This window comes from Acinetobacter sp. CAU_H_S139_7 (assembly GCF_058599305.1).
In genome coordinates, this window is the sequence record NZ_CM178651.1 from 1010900 (window position 1) to 1027562 (window position 16663).

Annotated in this window: 17 protein-coding genes; 10 read left to right on the top strand and 7 right to left on the bottom strand. The window is 39.3% G+C overall.

Annotated features, from left to right (window positions below; all coding sequences use genetic code 11):
- Position 1: 1 nt before the first annotated feature.
- Together AC4MC0_RS04990 and AC4MC0_RS04995 are read left to right on the top strand one after the other, a co-directional pair.
- Entirely contained in the window at positions 2 to 934 is a 933-nt protein-coding gene (locus tag AC4MC0_RS04990) for an IS5 family transposase (RefSeq protein ID WP_114392660.1), read from the top strand.
- Positions 935 to 1440: 506 nt separating this feature from the next.
- Positions 1441 to 1620, top strand: coding sequence for a hypothetical protein (locus tag AC4MC0_RS04995; RefSeq protein ID WP_078426589.1), 180 nt, complete (start codon positions 1441 to 1443; stop codon positions 1618 to 1620).
- Positions 1621 to 1775: 155 nt separating this feature from the next.
- Here the strand turns inward: AC4MC0_RS04995 and AC4MC0_RS05000 are convergent, their stop codons facing one another.
- Both AC4MC0_RS05000 and AC4MC0_RS05005 read right to left on the bottom strand, forming a co-directional pair.
- A complete protein-coding gene (locus tag AC4MC0_RS05000; protein ID WP_418655283.1) occupies positions 1776 to 1985 on the bottom strand; it encodes a DUF2171 domain-containing protein in 210 nt (69 codons plus the stop codon).
- Between the two features lie 327 nt (positions 1986 to 2312).
- Positions 2313 to 2855, bottom strand: a complete 543-nt coding sequence (locus AC4MC0_RS05005) for a serine O-acetyltransferase (protein ID WP_005400529.1) — start codon at positions 2853 to 2855, stop codon at positions 2313 to 2315.
- A gap of 515 nt (positions 2856 to 3370) precedes the next feature.
- On the opposite strand from AC4MC0_RS05005, the gene AC4MC0_RS05010 reads away from it, so the two are divergent.
- The gene (locus tag AC4MC0_RS05010; RefSeq protein ID WP_004696033.1) at positions 3371 to 3589 is read left to right on the top strand and encodes a hypothetical protein; all 219 of its coding nucleotides are present in this window, start codon (positions 3371 to 3373) and stop codon (positions 3587 to 3589) included.
- 340 nt (positions 3590 to 3929) lie between these two features.
- Here AC4MC0_RS05010 and AC4MC0_RS05015 read toward each other — a convergent pair whose 3' ends face one another.
- Together AC4MC0_RS05015 and AC4MC0_RS05020 are read right to left on the bottom strand one after the other, a co-directional pair.
- On the bottom strand, positions 3930 to 4520 hold the full coding sequence (locus AC4MC0_RS05015) for a hypothetical protein (RefSeq protein ID WP_005400531.1): 591 nt from the start codon (positions 4518 to 4520) through the stop codon (positions 3930 to 3932).
- Between the two features lie 90 nt (positions 4521 to 4610).
- Positions 4611 to 5309: an exonuclease domain-containing protein gene (locus tag AC4MC0_RS05020; RefSeq protein ID WP_078426585.1), complete on the bottom strand. Its 699-nt coding sequence runs from the start codon at positions 5307 to 5309 to the stop codon at positions 4611 to 4613.
- 491 nt (positions 5310 to 5800) lie between these two features.
- On the opposite strand from AC4MC0_RS05020, the gene AC4MC0_RS05025 reads away from it, so the two are divergent.
- The 3 genes from AC4MC0_RS05025 (at position 5801) to rnk (ending at position 9030) form a co-directional block, all read left to right on the top strand.
- Positions 5801 to 7045 (top strand): alpha/beta hydrolase, encoded by a 1245-nt coding sequence (locus tag AC4MC0_RS05025; RefSeq protein ID WP_078426584.1) that lies wholly within the window; start codon positions 5801 to 5803, stop codon positions 7043 to 7045.
- A 156-nt stretch (positions 7046 to 7201) separates the two neighbouring features.
- The gene (glyA, locus tag AC4MC0_RS05030; protein ID WP_005400534.1) at positions 7202 to 8455 is read left to right on the top strand and encodes a serine hydroxymethyltransferase; all 1254 of its coding nucleotides are present in this window, start codon (positions 7202 to 7204) and stop codon (positions 8453 to 8455) included.
- Between the two features lie 170 nt (positions 8456 to 8625).
- Positions 8626 to 9030, top strand: a complete 405-nt coding sequence (gene rnk, locus AC4MC0_RS05035) for a nucleoside diphosphate kinase regulator (protein ID WP_004696044.1) — start codon at positions 8626 to 8628, stop codon at positions 9028 to 9030.
- A 32-nt stretch (positions 9031 to 9062) separates the two neighbouring features.
- On the opposite strand, the gene AC4MC0_RS05040 is transcribed toward rnk, so the two are convergent.
- Complete coding sequence (locus tag AC4MC0_RS05040) at positions 9063 to 9728, bottom strand: hypothetical protein (RefSeq protein ID WP_336000742.1); 666 nt, start codon at positions 9726 to 9728, stop codon at positions 9063 to 9065.
- Positions 9729 to 9889: 161 nt separating this feature from the next.
- Here AC4MC0_RS05040 and AC4MC0_RS05045 point away from each other — a divergent pair, with 161 nt between their 5' ends.
- The 4 genes from AC4MC0_RS05045 (at position 9890) to ahpF (ending at position 14526) form a co-directional block, all read left to right on the top strand.
- Positions 9890 to 10678 carry a tellurium resistance protein gene (locus AC4MC0_RS05045; protein WP_491887303.1) on the top strand — a complete coding sequence of 263 codons (789 nt, stop codon included), beginning with the start codon at positions 9890 to 9892 and terminating at the stop codon, positions 10676 to 10678.
- Positions 10679 to 10697: 19 nt separating this feature from the next.
- Positions 10698 to 11831, top strand: a complete 1134-nt coding sequence (locus tag AC4MC0_RS05050; protein WP_491887304.1) for a toxic anion resistance protein — start codon at positions 10698 to 10700, stop codon at positions 11829 to 11831.
- 32 nt (positions 11832 to 11863) lie between these two features.
- Positions 11864 to 12790, top strand: coding sequence for a hypothetical protein (locus tag AC4MC0_RS05055; RefSeq protein ID WP_491887305.1), 927 nt, complete (start codon positions 11864 to 11866; stop codon positions 12788 to 12790).
- A 170-nt stretch (positions 12791 to 12960) separates the two neighbouring features.
- Positions 12961 to 14526, top strand: a complete 1566-nt coding sequence (gene ahpF / locus AC4MC0_RS05060; protein WP_491887306.1) for an alkyl hydroperoxide reductase subunit F — start codon at positions 12961 to 12963, stop codon at positions 14524 to 14526.
- Between the two features lie 288 nt (positions 14527 to 14814).
- Here ahpF and AC4MC0_RS05065 read toward each other — a convergent pair whose 3' ends face one another.
- Together AC4MC0_RS05065 and trhP are read right to left on the bottom strand one after the other, a co-directional pair.
- Complete coding sequence (locus AC4MC0_RS05065) at positions 14815 to 15069, bottom strand: YfhL family 4Fe-4S dicluster ferredoxin (protein ID WP_491887307.1); 255 nt, start codon at positions 15067 to 15069, stop codon at positions 14815 to 14817.
- A 14-nt stretch (positions 15070 to 15083) separates the two neighbouring features.
- Positions 15084 to 16484 carry a prephenate-dependent tRNA uridine(34) hydroxylase TrhP gene (gene trhP, locus AC4MC0_RS05070; RefSeq protein ID WP_491887308.1) on the bottom strand — a complete coding sequence of 467 codons (1401 nt, stop codon included), beginning with the start codon at positions 16482 to 16484 and terminating at the stop codon, positions 15084 to 15086.
- Positions 16485 to 16663: the final 179 nt, after the last annotated feature.

Consider the following 16663-nt stretch of genomic DNA (forward strand, 5'->3'; position numbering starts at 1 on the left):
AATGAAGAAGCCTACACACAAAATCTACCGCACAACCAATTGGCCCGCATATAACCGAGCACTCATGAGTCGCGGAAATATTGCCATTTGGTTTGATCCTGCTACGCAATGGTATGCGCCATCAAAAGGCAAACAAGGGCGAAATCAAACCTACTCCGACGCAGCCATCCAATGCTGCTTAATGATTAAATCCTTATTCCGTCTGTCTTTACGTATGGTCACTGGCTTTGTGCAAAGTCTGATTAAACTTTGCGGATTAAATTGGATAGCTCCAGATTACACCACGCTTTGTAGAAGACAAAAGCATATTGATATTGTAATCAGCTACCAAAAAAGTAGCGATGGGCTGCATCTACTCATGGACTCTACAGGCATGAAGTTTCTAGGTGAGGGCGAATGGAAACGCAAGAAACATGGACCTGAATATCGTCGCCAATGGCGTAAACTTCATATTGGTATAGATGCTAAAACCCTACAAATACGAGCAGTTCAGCTTACAACCAATAATGTCAGTGATTCACAGGTGCTTGGTGATTTACTTAATCAGATTCCACAAGATGAGCGGATTGACTCTGTTTATACCGATGGAGCTTATGACACCAAGCAATGCCGTCAGGTCATTGCAGATCGGCAAGGGCATGCGGTGATTCCACCTAGAAAAAATGCGAAACAATGGAAAGATACAAAGAGTAGCTCGCTAGAGCGAAATGAATTACTTCGAACAATTAAACGTTTAGGCAGGACACTATGGAAAAAATGGTCAGGCTATCATCGGCGAAGTTTGGTTGAAACTAAGATGCATTGCATCAAATTATTAGGAGATAAACTCAGTGCAAGGAGTTTTGATAGCCAAGTGAATGAAATCCATGCACGTGTAGCAGTCCTTAACAGATTTACGGAATTAGGTCGACCACTTACCCAAGTTACACCTTAAATTTAGCTCAATTAGGGGCGCTTTGCATTTCCAATCTTTGTGCAACAAAGCCCTCTTTTTTATATCGAACTCAGGTTAGTTTAATACAAAAATTGAAATTAGAAACAATCTTGAGACACAGCCAATAATTAAAATCAAAATTAGTTTTTGTAAATCTAAACGATGAAAAACTGATTTCTTGATCACCCATGCCCCCAAGACAAGAACGGATTTTTAAAGTTTTGTTGTGACGCCTATAGAAGCTCAATTCTCATGATTGAAATTAATTCGGGTGAAAATTGATGAATTTGCTTACTGGTATTTTTATAAGTATAGAGAAACTTCAGATTAATATATATGTAATTTTTCTATAAAAATTACATTAGTTTTCATTAAGATAATATGAATAGCACACAATAGCGCATAATTAATTAAAAGCACTATTAAAGTTTAATGAAAACAACATTAAATTGACATGCCTAAACGCAATAATGAGATCTTTCTTATTTTAACCATTGGAGAAAAACATGCATGTCTTTGGCATCGCATTGATCACTTTATTATCATTCATCGGGTTAGGGGCGCTCATTACCGGTTTCGTTGTGGGTGAAACATTCTTTATCGTGATTGGATTACTTTTATTTATTATGGCTTTTTTGGTTTGGTTAAGTATTAAAGATAAAGTTTCAAACCCTTTTAAAGATTAAGAATGTTGTGGTTGAGCGATTTTTATACTTTTACGATAGATCAATATTGATCAAGCTTAGCTAGATGGATGTAGATTACGCTCTTTGCATCTACTTCGTGTGTATATCATATGCAATACCAGCCCAAAGGCTGGTAGCTTTGCAGTTTTTGGGGGCTAGGCCTCAATCCAATTATCTTTAATTTCTTGGGTATCTTTGCTTAACATGACCTGATCCTCTCGAATTTCTCTTACCCATGCACTTGGGATAATATGATGTTTCCCATCGCCATGTTTGGTCAGTTTGATCTCTTGACCTTCTATGTGGTCAACATCTCCGATCTTCGTTCCACATACGGCAATTACACGGCTTTGTTGCACAAAGATTTCATAACTATATGATTTTAAAAGTTTTGATTATTTTTTGATCCAAAATTAAATTTATTTAAATCAGATGCTTACATATTTATGCAACAAAGCCCAATTACACTAGAATGTTCTTTAATGTCTGAAATATTAATCGTGGTCATGATGTACCTCTATCTTATTCATAGAACAAAAACGAAGATTTACCCTAACCTAATTTTTCCTATTCATCGGCATTTTAAATACAATAGCCACATATTATGTCTTAAAATTTACGGAGTATAAAGATTGTTAACCTTTGTTTTATTTATAGAGTGCTAAATTGATTCAATTATGCTGATGTTGTTTTTATTTGCAATTCAGCCAGCGTCTATTTACAGAATTTCCAGCATTATTATAGTGAATGACTTTTGCGTAATTACCTACGGCTGTTGCATTATCAGGAATATCTTTGGTGACCACACTACCTGCACCGATGGTGGCATTATCGCCAATTTTAACATGATCGATAATACAGACATTTGGGCCAATATATACATTGTCGCCAATTACAGCGGCCTGACGACCGCCATTGGCACCAATCGTTGTAAACTGAGAAAGGTTGACATTGTTTCCAATCACAGTCGTTGGGTTGACAATCAAAGGTCCCCCATGACCGATGAACAAGCCATAGCCAATTTTTGTGGTGCAGTGGATATCGATTCCGTATTTCTTCTTCTTATAATAAAAAATAGGATAGGCCAGTTTGCCGATCCACGATTTTGAAGCCGAAAGACGTAACCAAACGCTAAAGTTAAAACCACGATTAAACAAATAAGTTTTGAGAAATGAACTTAATTTCGTATTGCCACAATACCGATATAAATCACTCAAAATCAATTGAACTAACATGGAAAAGAACTCATAGGTTGAATGCGCGATTTTACTTGATTTGACGCTGAGATGTTATCTCGATTTTGCCTTTCAGTACGGTCTCTTATTTTTAAAAAATATCAATTGGCTTTTATTTGTACAGTTGTTTCGAAATGTCATAGGCACTTGTCGAGAGTGAAAAATGCTTTTATATTGTACTTACAGTAGGTCGATAACTAAGACGCTACGATGTAGTTGGACGGATCAATGACAGCTCGTTGAGTTTGAAACGAAATGTTCAAACAATAAATCAGCACTAGCCTTCCAACATAGAAAAGCTCGCAGCAATGCGAGCTTTTTTTATGTAAAAAATATATGACTATGTATCTCGGTTGTTAAGCATATTTGATTTAAGTTTATGATTTATAGTCCTGATTTTGAAAATATTTATATAAATTAACATTGCGATAAATTCTAACAACTCTAATGGCGGTGCTGGAAAAAACTTGTGCTATAAGATTAAACAGAGCTAAAAAAAGAAAAGGAAAATGACCATGACTCAGCTTGTAGATGTAAAGGTAAAGGACCAATACAGCCAAACGTATAATGTGAAGGCCCAGTTAAGACAAGTACCTGAAAACTCCGAAGCAGAACGTTTGGATTTGTTTAAACGAATTGAACATATCGTTGTTGATGGTGAAGTGATTCTGCCTAGTATTGAACTGTTATTTGAAAGTCGACAAACGGAAAATATATACCGAGTTGTTGATTAACCCTATTGAAAAAAGCCCATGTTTACATGGGCTTTTTTATGGGCGATCTACGTCGAGTTACGTTATCCCATTGCAGTATATAAGAGATAAATTTTTTTGAGCGATTATCTTGAAGGTCATAAAATAAAATCAGCATATCACTTCACACATAGTTATTATTTATCAAGCTGTTTGATAAATGGTTCGAGTAACCATTGTGCCAAAGTCTGAAAAAGTCGATGAAAGACATTAAGATTTATTGCCTGAATGATAAAACAATAGATTGCTAATCAAACTCGTAGTCTTTAAATCTTAACTAAGGCCGAAAAAGACTTAATTATTATCCTTTGAATCTATTTATTTAAGCTGCCTGCAAACGCAACAGTGAGTGATTGATCTGTTGTAAGTGTTGGTTGAGTACTATGGGTTCTATTCGACTTTCCTGTAACGTCGTAATCCATTGCATTTGGCAGCGTTTGAGACTGTGTAAGTCTGTCGCCGATTGAATTTGAAGAATGAGTTGTTTTGCCATTAAGCCACAATAACGTTGTAATAAGCTCATCATCAAATTGCGAGTTTCTTCAAAGCTATAAGCTTTAAGTGGTGGGGCTGGGCTTTGTGTAGGAGCGGGTGGTGTAGGGGGCTGCGCTGTACTGTCTAAATCTATTGGATTGACGTTATTTTGACTAATTTCTAGTACTGAGGCCGGTGGTGGGGGTTCCGATTGTATTGGGCTAGGGGCATGAGATGTTTGTGTAGAATGAATTAAACCTAATTCAATTAATTGTTCGAGGATTTCAGGCGTTGCGATTCGTTGTTTGAACTGGTCAGCCAATTGTTCAAAATCTTCTGTACCAATTAAAACCAATAGTCGTCTTTGACGCGCATTGAGTGGGATATGGCGTTGTTGTAAAGCATCTAAACCCAATGCTGTTTTTTGATAATGATTCATACCTTAATTTACTCCCCCAGAAAAAATAAATTAAGGCTGAACATACAGGCTGAAAATTACAACAATATTAAGAATTTATGACAAGACATTTTAGAGCGTTTTAATGCTCGTATTTTCTAACGCTTTACGTAAGTACGGATCGAGCTCATCTTGGCGCATTAGCCACTGAATATAGTCAGCAGGAAGTTCGGCAATCGCTGTTCCGCGATGCTTGCCAAAATTAATGACACGCGGAATACGAGCATCCTCAGAGACAGCAAATAATTGCTCCATGCTGTTTATTTTTAATTGGTGAACCACATGCATTAAAATATTGGCCGTTAAAATAATATCCATATCGGCACGATGAGCCTTTTTAATCATTTCACGGGCTTTTTCACTGCCTTTTGAAATCATATAAATGAGTGCCGAAATATTGTGGGCTTCAGCATCAGGCCAGACCAAACGTGCAAGTGCGAGTGTACAAATCGCTTTAATACGAGAAGTATCGACACCACATTTTTCGATAGCACGAATATCATAATCAATATTATGACCAATGATGTACTGCGTTTCGGTAGGTAGTTTGAAGGTCGTATAGTGAGGCTTCCCAACGAGGTCTGACTCTAAAATATGATGCACAGCCATCGCAGCGAATGAGATTGGTTCATCGACGGTATAGAGCTGATCAAATACTTGGCTTTTGTCTAGGCTTAATTTGCCATTTGTAATTTCAATCGGTGCATATGCAATCTCAATGGGTTGACCATTTAGGGTATGGGTTTCTGTGTCGAGAATAATGGCTTGCATGTGCATATCCGAAAATTAAAAGCTGAATAAATTTATCATTTTCAAGACTATCAAGACAGCCTATGACTGCCAGATTTGTGGTTTATTCGCTGATTTTGTGCAGTGATGGTGTTTAAATCATCTGGTGAAGCTAGGTGATTAGAGATCAAGCTTTATTAAGCAAGGGAAAAGTTGGAAGCTACTTATCGATTTATTTAGGCGGGTTGAAAAGGAAAATCATTGCTTAAAATTAAAATAATTCTTTGGGATTCGGTTCAAACAAAGACTAGAGAAGAGCTCACTGCCTGAATTCAGTTGTGGGATCAGGATTTATTTTAAATTCCAATGACCAGTTTTTATAACAATGGTGAGTGTGCATTTGCAGACAATGTTCACTTTGTATCATTCTCGTAACTGGTCTTGCCATGCGTCATTTTGAGGCGTAAATCATTAATCTATTCAAGTGATTTGAATCGTTACAACAAGAAAAAATGTCATTAAGGAATTTTAAGATGAAAAAACATATATTGGCCGTGTTCGTCAGTAGTTCTATGCTTGTTTTAACAGCCTGTGGAGGAGGGGATGGCGATTCAACTTCTGTTGGTGTGGATGATGGGATTCCTAAAAATAATATTGTTAATCCAGTCGTAACTACGCCAACAGCATATACAGCTACAGATATGTCAGCTACCGCTGGTGAAAGTGTGGTCATGACTTATAAAATGCTGGGTCAGGACAATAAAGAAACTCGCGCAACAGCATTGCTTTTTACCCCTAAAATAGTAGCTCCGGCGAAAGGTTGGCCAATAGTGGTGTGGGCACATGGTACTACAGGTGTTGCTGATATTTGCGCGCCAAGTAAATCTTCTATGGATCCTGATGTAAAATCGATGATTAATGAGTTACTTAGCGCGGGATATGTTGTTGTTGCTCCCGATTACGAAGGACTGGGAGAGCCAAGTGGTACAGAAGCCCACCCTTATCTTAATTTAAAAAGTGAAGCTTTTTCGATTACAGATGCAGTAGTTGCAACACGTGACTACTTAACCAAACAAGGTAAATCGGTTTCAAAAAACTGGGTGACGGTTGGACACTCACAGGGCGGTCATGCTGCTTTAGGTGCTGGTGAATATCAAAGTCGCGCGCAGTTAGATTATAAAGGGACAGTTGCGATTGCACCTGCGTCTAATTTAAAAACGATCTTTCAAGTGGGGGCTGCAAGTGTTGCAAATTTGCCAGCAACTCAACAGGTTGCTACTTATACTTCACTGAATTCCTATGCTGCACTCATCACTGCAGGTATGCAAAATCCACCCAATATAACTTTGTACGGGCAAGTGTTTGAGTCTGAAGCAGCCCGTATTGCACGAACAGCTGAATCGGCATGTTCAGGGACTGTTTCTGTAAATTACTATACGGAAATGAATATTTCTGCGAATACATATAACACATTAAATGGGTATTACCCAAAAACAGGATTCCTTGATTTGCCAGTCATAAAAAACTTTTTAGATAACACATCTCAGCCTTTGAAGGTCAAACAAACAGCGCCAATTATTATTTATCAAGGTACCAATGACACGACTGTTCCAAGAGCGATTACGAATATTTTATATGCTGGAGCTTCTCAAGCTGGAAACAATATTCGTTATGTGACTGATGACAGTGAAACGACGAAATGGACCCATACCACATCGTTTAGTGAAAATATCGATGATATTGTTGACGATGTCAAAACTCTCATGCCAATTCAGTAATTTGCTTTGACCCAAATCGCTCATGGAGTTCTGCTTCGTGAGCGATTTTTTATTTAAAACTGCGTAAAGTTCGTTCTCGAAATTTATAAACTTCATGCTACAATACGCGCCAATCTTAGCACGGCTTAAAAGCCCTAATTTCATAGGACCTCGCTAATGTTTGCCAATATCTCAATTGCTGAATTTGATCCAGAAATCGCGCAAGCAATCACAAATGAAGATGCTCGCCAAGAAGCGCACATCGAACTGATTGCTTCTGAAAACTATTGCTCTCCAGCAGTAATGGAAGCGCAAGGTTCAAAACTTACAAACAAATATGCTGAAGGCTACCCAGGCAAACGCTACTACGGCGGTTGTGAATATGTAGACGTGATTGAACAATTAGCGATTGACCGTGCTAAAGAGCTTTTCGGTGCAGATTACGCAAACGTTCAACCGCATGCAGGTTCACAAGCAAACTCTGCTGTTTACTTAGCCCTTCTTAACCCAGGCGACACTGTTTTGGGTATGAGCTTGGCTCACGGTGGTCACTTGACTCACGGTGCAAAAGTAAGCTTTTCTGGTAAAACATATAACGCAATTCAGTACGGTTTAAACCCTGAAACTGGCGAGATTGATTACGAAGAAGTTGAACGTTTAGCAATTGAGCACAAGCCACGTATGATTGTAGCTGGTTTCTCTGCTTATAGCCAAATTGTAGATTGGCAGCGTTTCCGTGACATCGCGGATAAAGTTGGTGCTTACCTATTTGTAGATATGGCTCACGTTGCTGGTCTAGTTGCTGCTGGTGTTTACCCAAGCCCAGTTCAGATTGCTGACGTAACAACAACCACTACACACAAAACACTTCGTGGCCCACGTTCAGGTTTAATCCTTGCAAAAGCAAACGAAGAAATTGAGAAAAAATTACAATCAGCTGTATTCCCTGGTAACCAAGGCGGTCCATTGGTTCATGCGGTAGCGGCTAAAGCAATTTGCTTTAAAGAAGCAATGGCTCCTGAATACAAAGTTTACCAACAACAAGTGGTGAAGAACGCTCAAGCAATGGCTGAAGTTCTTATTGCTCGTGGTTATGACATCGTTTCTGGCGGTACAGAAAATCACTTGTTCTTGTTATCTCTTATTAAGCAAGATGTAACAGGTAAAGAAGCAGATGCATGGTTAGGTGCAGCTCATATTACTGTGAACAAAAATGCTGTACCAAATGACCCGCGCTCACCATTTGTGACTTCTGGTATCCGTATTGGTACACCAGCTGTGACGACTCGTGGTTTCGGCGAAGCTGAAGTACGTGAACTTGCTGGTTGGATCGCTGATATCCTAGACAGTAAAGGTGATGAAGCTGTGATTAACGCTGTTAAAGCGAAAGTTGAAGCTGTTTGTGCGAAATTTCCTGTTTACGCAAACTAAGTTCTGACTTGAGAAAGCCCCCTCAAGGGGGCTTTTTTTATAGCATTAAAAAATCAAAATCAGTTGAAATGTAATTTAGACTGCATTTCTGATATAACAGAAGTTATAGGCTAATAAATTATTTTTAATAAGAATTTTATTCATACCGTATTCAAATAGGAATGCAGCACATGGCAAACCCAGCAATTATCATTTCTGAGCAGGATCTTCATCGTTTAGAAACGATGTTAGAACATCAGCCTAAACTTACACCGACCATGCAGTTGCTTGAAGAAGAATTGGCACGCGCCGATGTTGTTGCTCCACAAGATATGCCTGCCAATGTGGTAACGATGAATGCAAAAGTTTTACTGACCATTGCGCCATCTACAGAAGCATCTGAAATTACCTTGGTTTATCCGCATGATTTTAAAGGCGAGAAAGGACAGGTTAATGTTGTAGCCCCAATTGGTGCAGCAATTCTTGGCTTAGCTGAAGGTCAAGAAATTGAATGGCCGCAGCCAGATGGTCAAATGATGAAAGTCAAAATTGAAAAAGTGGTTTATCAACCTGAGCGTGAAGGCGATTATTTATAATATCGAAACACCTCATTTTAAAGCCATGTTGATCATGGCTTTAAAATGACTTTGAATATGTACTTTCTATACTGAAAGACAGTAATGCAAAAGAAAACAATAAAATAGAGTGCTGATTGATTGCGATTTTTTATTTCATTTATATAGAGTTGTTTATATTGCTGATAGGCTTGTTCATAGCCGAAAATCTTTTTCCCATTCACATTTAATGCATACAAAATATCTTGATGGCTTTTTAGATAGGTGATGGGTTGCCCTGTCCAAGCGGGAATATCTAAAGGGAACTGCATTGCATCGAATAGCCATTGGCAAGTATGAAAATAGCGAATAGGTAAATTTATTTTATTCATTGGATTTTTCGGGCCTGTGTCAGAGGAGGTCTTAAGTGGTGCGTCTGGCCAACGATCACACCAAACTGTTTGAATTCGACCTTGGTTCTGGCTAAAGATACCGACCAAAAAGTGCGTTTTCCCCAAGCTGTTTAAGTTATAGGGTGCTTGATTTTTTTGATAAAGTTGGACGGCTGTTTCATTATCTAGCAGTGTGCCACTCACTTGTTGTAATTGGCTTGGATCATGCTCTAAAAATGTTTCGTGAATGTGTTTTGCTTTATAGTGCGCACCAACACTGATAAGTAAGGTTAATGCAATGCAGAAACCTAAACTATAACGAATGATGTGCTGAAGGCGAATGATCATAATTTTGAATAGATATAATTTTGTTGGAAACAGAAGCGATGATTAGCCAGATCAGGATAAACGGTTTTCACAACATTTTTGCAAAAATCTACATGTTATTTGACATAAAAGCTGTACTATAAAAATGATTTTATTCAATTTCTTTATTGGGTTAAAGCACTATGGCACAAATTGACGTTCTTGTTCCTTTAAGGGATATACCAGTCAATTCAGATGAACTTTTAAGTATCCAGCGTAATGATTTGGTTCCTTTGCTGAACGATCAATATCGTCTCAATCATTATGCAGATGGTGTCATTCAAGCGCAGTCTGTGCTGTTAAATGGAGTGGACCCGCAGCTCACTTTACAGTTGAGTCAGACCATTGAGCAACTGATCCAGTCACTGGCTGACTCAAAAAAATATCTGAAGAAGCGTAAATTTAATGGGCTACAAAAGTGGCTCGGAATTGATATTGAATATGGTTCAACCCAAGTTGAATACTATAAAAAACTGGATCAGCTGTTGGATCGAGCCAATCATCTCAGCCAAAAATTACAAATTGAAATTCAAAAGTCACAGGCGCGCTATCAGCAGTTAACAGGCTTACGTGAGCAAATGGCCAAATATATATCTGCGGCTGAAGCATTTTTAATGGAATATCCTAAATTTGTGAAGAATGCACATCCTTTAGATAATTTTGCAGAACGTTTATCCAAGAAAATAAACAGCTTGCAGACTTTGCAAAGCAGTAATGATATTGCGATTACGCAAATGCAGTTGTCTCAACAGCTTTCATTGAGTTTGTTAGACCGATATAAAGAGGCTCAGCAGGTTTTGATCCCAGCATGGCAATATCATGTCAAACAATCACAGCAATCAAGCTCGACAATTGAAGTGAAAAAGCTCGATAATAGCCGTGAAAAATTGATTCATACCTTAAAAAAATCACTACAGAAACCAACACTTTAAGAAATAGATTAGGTGAATTATGACCAACTCAGAACAAAACAGTCTTGTAGTAGAGCCAACCACTGAAGTGATTGAACATAAGTTTCAACAGTTAAATTTGCAAGAAATTGGCTTGCAACAAGATGACTTCAATGCGGTCTTGGCAGCACGGAAAGAGTTGGCAGAAATCAACCATAACGCCGTGGCGGAGTATGGTAAAAATATTGCGACACAAACTTCTGGATATACTGATGAGTTGTTAAATTTGGTTCAAAATAAAGACTTGGATGAAACAGGGCAAAAGCTGAATCAGGTGGTACAAGTCGCACAACAACTGAATACCTCAAGTATATTAAATAAAAAGAAAAATTCAGGTTTTTTTGGTGGCTTGATGAGCAAAATTAAAGGCGCAAAGAATAATATTGATATGCACTTTAATACCACCAAAGAACAGATAGATACTTTGGTGAAAGAAATTGAAAAATCGCAGTCTGGTTTAAAAGCACGCGTCGATACACTCGATCGGATGTTTCATGGTGTGCAAAGTGAATATAAACAGCTCGGTGTGTATATCGCAGCGGGTAAGTTGAAACAGGATGAAATTCAGCAGGAAATCTCAACACTGACTTCACAGGCGCAAGATCAAACCACGACACAGAGAGTTTACGACCTCAATCATTTAGCCAATAATTTGGAAAAACGTGTAAGTGATTTGCAGGTTTTACAACAATCAGCCATGCAAACACTACCGATGATTCGTATTATTCAGTCTAATAATTTGATGTTGGTCGATAAGTTTTATGCGATTAAAAACATTACATTGCCTGCATGGAAAAACCAAATTAGTTTGGCGATTTCTTTAAATGAGCAGAAGAATAGTGTGCAGTTGGCCAATACTATTGACGATGCGACCAATGACTTATTGAAGCGTAATGCTGATTTGTTACATCAAAACTCAGTAGATACAGCAAAAGCAAATCAACGTTCAGTGATTGATATTGAGACGCTTGAACATGTACAAAACACCCTCATTAAAACAGTAAATGATGTGATTCAAATACAAAAAGAAGGGATGCAGAAACGTGCGGAAGCAACCACACGTTTGCGTAGTTTGCAGGACAATTTGAATCAATTGGTTTTAGACTCGAGTTCTAATCGTACGACACCATGTTAATGCCGAGGTGGGGGTCAATAGAGGAGAAGCGTTTGTCTTCCTTAGATGAGTATGTTGTTCAGCCTCAGCACATTGAACAAGGCGTGGTTGCACTCAAACAACGTCAACGTAAACTGAGTTTATGGTGTATGTTGAGTGCAGCCTTGTTTATTGCCTCCAGCATTAGCTATTTTCTACAACCTGATTTTGTCTATAGCTTTTTTGGACTGAGCACTGAAATACAGCAACTACATATGCCCATGAGTGTCGATGCGAATTTAGCATCACTTGGACATCAGCCAGATTATTTTCTGAATTTGCTGTCGTGGTTTGGTTGGCTTGTGCTCAAGATCATGGTGTCTTTTATTGGGGCATTCATACTGGTGCACTATGCACGGAAAATTCATTTTTTCTATGTACGTTTTCAATCTTTTATACTGAAGTTTGTGGCATGGCTGATTGCCTTTATTCTGCTTTGGTCTGGGCTGACTTATGTGCAATATGATTTAAAAGATGATGAAAGCGAGGCTTTTCAGCAAATCGTACACTACGATAAAAACATTCAGCAAAGTGAAATAGCACAGTATTTGCAGCAGTCACAAATACAAATGCCTGTAAAACATTATTTGCTTGCGCAAACGGCATTGTTACACCAACCTGTCGATAAAAATGCAGCCATTCCGCATGTGCTTGCTCTGGTCCAAGCAGAAAAAAACGATTCACATTTTATTGAATATGGGTTTAAGCCTGAACAGTTATGGACGATGCAGTATCAACTCTATGGTAAAACACTCACGCCGATGGCTGCAAGTGTAGAAAAACAAGTTCAGCAAGCAGCACAGTTTACTACGGTCATGCAATTCTTCTCGCTTATCTTGATGTTACTGATGGCAGTCCTGAGTCTTGTGTTGTTTGGTTTGACACGTCAGTTAAAGGCCCGAACGCTAAGAATTGAACAGCGGATTCAGAGTGAATCTTAAGCTTTGACTTCATAAAAAGACCTGCGAGGTAGTGGAGTTTTTTATGATGGATATTTTTAAATTTATAAAACCGATTACTAAAATAAAAACAAACTGTTTTATCTATTTTTAGATTTACTCTATGATTCTTCTATCAAATAATTTTACAGACTGCTTTGGAGAGCTTAACCATGTTAGATCAAAATACTTCAGCTCAATTAAAAACACTTCTTGAACGCCTTGAAGGTCCGATTGAATTGGTTGCGACTTTGAATGGTTCTGAGAAATCAGACAAAATCAAAGAATTGGTTGAAGAAGTTGCAGCACTGTCTCCACTGGTGACTGCACGTTTTGATGGTCAAAACTCACGTGTACCCAGCTTTGGTGTGGCAAAAGCCGGTGAACAGCCGCGTGTCTTTTTCGCGGGTTTACCAATGGGGCATGAGTTTACCTCTTTGATCTTGGCATTGTTACAAACCTCAGGTTATGCACCTAAAGTATCGGATGAAGTTTTAGCTTCAATCAAAGGTTTGGGCATCCAGTCTGACTTTGACGTATTTGTCTCTTTAAGCTGTCATAACTGCCCAGACGTCGTACAAGCGTTGAACCTGATTGCTATTTACAATCCGGGCACGACAGCCACCATGATTGATGGTGCATTCTTCCAAGACGAAGTTGAAGAACGTAAAATCATGGCTGTACCGATGGTGTTCCAAGACAACAACCATATCGGTCAAGGCCGTATGACCTTGGAAGAGATTGTTGCCAAACTGGATACCAATTCCGCAGCCAAAGAAGCTGAAAAACTCAATGCCAAAGATGCTTTTGATGTTCTAGTGATTGGTGGTGGCCCTGCGGGAAATACCTCAGCCATCTATGCAGCACGTAAAGGCATTAAAACAGGGATCGTAGCTGAACGTATGGGTGGTCAAGTCATGGATACCATGGACATTGAAAACTATACCTCGATTCAAAAGACCCAAGGGCCGAAGTTTGCTGCTGAAATGGAAGCACATGTACGTGAGTATGGTGTGGACATCATGAACCTACAGCGTGTTTCTAACATCAAAGGTGCAGATGAGACCGCGAATGGCTTGGTTGAAGTCACTTTAGAAAATGGTGCGAAGCTTGAATCTAAAACAGTAATCCTTTCTACAGGTGCACGTTGGAGAGAAATGAATGTGCCAGGTGAAGCAGAGTACCGTACCCGCGGTGTTGCCTACTGCCCACACTGTGATGGTCCACTGTTTAAAGGCAAACGTGTTGCTGTGATTGGTGGAGGGAACTCAGGTGTCGAAGCTGCGATTGATCTTGCTGGGATTGTTGAACATGTGACTTTGGTTGAGTTTGATACCAAATTACGTGCTGACCAAGTGTTGCAAGACAAATTGCATAGCTTGCCTAATGCCACAGTGATCCTGAATGCACTCTCAACCGAAGTTGTGGGTGATGGTTCACAAGTGACAGCATTGAAATATAAAGATCGTGCAACCGATGTAGAACATACGGTTGAGCTTGCAGGAATCTTTGTGCAAATTGGTTTATTGCCAAATACTGATTTCTTAAAAGAAACAGCGGTTGAACTTTCAAACCGTGGTGAGATTGTAATTAACGATCGCAACGAAACCAATGTCAAAGGTGTATTTGCCGCAGGTGACTGTACGACTGTGCCATACAAGCAAATCATCATTGCAACAGGTGAAGGCGCGAAAGCATCTCTGTCTGCTTTTGATTATATTATTCGTTCTGGGCTGTAAGTGTGAAATGAAAAAGCCAACGCTCTCCCAAAATATACCGTTGGCTTTTCCCCTTTATGTTGTATCGCTGATCTTTGGTTTTACCCTTGATAGGAACTGAGTCGCTAACAGCTCAGTTCCTTTTTTTTCGTTTAAAGCAAATATCTTCTACAAAGAAAAAGCCAAAGTGTTCCCCAGATCACTTTGGCTTTTTCATTTCGTTGTTGTTTATTGTTATTCTTTGCCCAGTTTTTGTTTTGAAACTCTGAGTGTGGTCAGTACTCGGTTTCTTTTCTACTTTCCCCAAGGTTAGACGCTAAATAAGTTCAATCCTTTAAATTTTTCTAACAATTGTTGCTGTGTTTCAACGTGTTCTGGATGTGGCTCGATACAAGCAATTGGGCAAACATCGACACAGGTTTGGGTGTCATAAAAACCAACACACTCGGTGCAACGGCTGATGTCTATTTCATAAATTTTATCACCTTCAAAAATAGCGGTATTGGGACATTCTGGAAGACACATATCACAGTTAATACATGCATCCGTTATTCGTAGTGCCATGGCAATATCCCCAGTCAGCTTGCAATATAGGCCAAGGCAGGCGCTGAAATGTCGGCACTTGAATGCGGTAAGTTACGAATGAGTAGGGCATAGCGCATGTCGACATCAGCAGGAACAGGGATTTCAACCACATGACCTGAGCCTTTCGCTTCAAGTATTGGATTGCCTTTTTGATCGAGGATTTCTGTTAGTTCAAAAGTGATGTTGCCTGAAGTGGTCATGAGTTCGAGCACATCGCCCACTACAAAACGGTTTTTGACATCGACTTTCAGATAATCGCCATTGCGTTCCAAAATTTCACCGCAGTATTGTTGATGGTCAAAACTGGATGAACCATTTTCATAATTTTGATATTCGCTATGCACGTGGCGACGTAAGAAACCTTCGGTATAACCACGGTTGGCCAGACCTTCGAGTTGTGTCATGAGTGATGGGTCAAAAGGCTTACCTGCGAGCGCATCATCTATGGCTTTGCGATAAATTTGGGCGGTACGCGCACAGTAAAAATAAGACTTGGTACGTCCTTCAATTTTTAAAGAATGGATGCCCATTTGGGTTAAGCGTTCAACATGCTGCACCGCGCGCAAGTCTTTTGAGTTCATAAAGTAAGTACCATGTTCGTCTTCTTCAGCAGCAAACATGTCTTCTTCATTACGTTGTAGTAATACGGGTTCATCGAACTGATGTTGTGCTTGCATATGCAGTTCATCAGCATCAGAGCTTGAACAGCAGTTGGAGCCTGTATTCAGATTTTGGACTGGGATCACATCGCCATTTTCATCTTGCTGAGTCTCGTGTACTTTGTATTCCCAACGGCAAGCATTGGTACATGCCCCTTGATTGGCATCACGTTTATTCATATAGCCTGAAAGCATGCAACGTCCAGAGTACGCCATGCATAGCGCACCATGCACAAAAACTTCAATTTCCATATCAGGCACTTGTTGCTTAATTTCTTCAATTTCATCAATAGATAACTCACGAGACAAAATGACCCGAGTCAGTCCCATGTTTTTCCAAAACTTCACAGTAGCCCAGTTGACGGCATTGGCCTGAACGGAAAGATGCACATCCATGTCTGGAAAATGCTCACGTACCATCATAATCAGCCCTGGATCCGACATGATCAGGGCATCGGGTTGCATCGCAACCACAGGTGTGAGGTCACGAATAAAGTTTTTGAGTTTCGAGTTATGCGGTTGAATGTTGACGACCACATAAAACTTTTTACCTAAGTCATGCGCTTCTTGAATGCCGATAGCCAGATTGTCATGGTTAAATTCATTATTGCGCACACGTAAACTGTAACGAGGTTGTCCGGCATAGACTGCATCTGCACCATAGGCAAATGCATAACGCATATTTTTAAGCGAACCTGCAGGAGAAAGAAGTTCAGTAACGTGATGAATGCTCATGATTAAACTAAGGCATAAAAAAAATATGGGTTTATTGTAGGGCTTTAAAAAATAGATTCAACCTAGTAAACAACTCGGAATTTAAGCGGTTATAGGCGCGAAAATTACATGTTCAAACGCTGGATGTGAGTGCTCAATTATAAATGTTTGAATATATGGTTTTATGTGGCTAAGGATAG